Raw genomic sequence first — 929 nt, 5'->3', positions numbered from 1 at the left:
CGTCACCAAACAGGCTGCGTGGATGAGCAAGCAGGTCAGCCGCTGCTCAGCTCTCAGCCTGACCATCAGCGGCCCGCCGCCAGCCGGCAAAGCCGCAGCGCCGTGGAAGAAAAAGCGCAAGTCGACGGCCAGCAAAACCGCCGGTACGCGCAAACGCACGGCGCGACCGGCGACTCGATGAATCCCTTGAGGTTCCCTTCTCTACGTTGCTGAAACGGATCTTTTCTCATTCCAAAACAGCTTTGTCCGACAATATGTAGTGCTTGAAAATAATCACTACAAAACCGTTGACGGCATCGTTTTGCTTTTGCATGATGAAGACGTTCCCCGATCGGGAGCACTGGTAACACGCTTGAGCAAACTCGTCTGACCGCCGAGTTGTTTTTTCCGGATACACGCTGCCCACAAGGCAGATTGAAGAAGCTGACCTGGCCTGAACGTCCAGTACAAGGACGAGAAGCGCTGGCGAAAATTCTCAAGACGCTTGTGGCCGACACTGGATTGTCGTCAAGGAGCCTCCCGGTTTTCGCTGCTTCTCCTCGTTGTGACGCTATTGCGTAGCAGTTATTCAACAAGACTACATGCAACAGATGCACGACCCCGTACTTCATACGGGCGAGCGCTGACGTCCTGGTTTCGGTGCCAGGGATCAACTAACCGATGGGCTACCTGTATTAGCGAATCAACTTTGAAAGATCACCAGACTGGTCAAGGGGCATAACAATGAATCTGAACAATCAACCCACCATTGAAGAACTGGCGCGTATGTTCGCGGCGCAGAAAGACAGCCACGACAGCCATATTCTCTGGATCAGCAAGTCGGGCCAGGTACACATCGACTGCCTGTCGCCCCATGCTGGCGAGGAAGAGTTCGACCGCAACCACCAGAACCTGCTGGCCCGCCTGAAGATGTACCGCCGCGGCCACGG

1 protein-coding gene and 1 pseudogene are annotated in these 929 nt (G+C 55.1%); both read left to right on the top strand.

Annotated elements, in window-relative coordinates; translation table 11 throughout:
• The coding region (locus OQK_RS30905; protein ID WP_038860221.1) for a hypothetical protein at positions 1-181 on the top strand (181 nt) is incomplete at its 5' end.
• 542 nt (positions 182-723) lie between these two features.
• Positions 724-929 (top strand): annotated as a pseudogene (locus tag OQK_RS01000) (hypothetical protein); the annotation flags it as partial.

The sequence above is a fragment of the Pseudomonas sp. R62 genome, assembly GCF_000257605.1.
Lineage (GTDB): Bacteria > Pseudomonadota > Gammaproteobacteria > Pseudomonadales > Pseudomonadaceae > Aquipseudomonas > Aquipseudomonas atacamensis.
The sequence above is the reverse complement of the archived record's forward strand: the minus strand, read 5'-3'. Positions and strand labels throughout refer to the sequence as shown.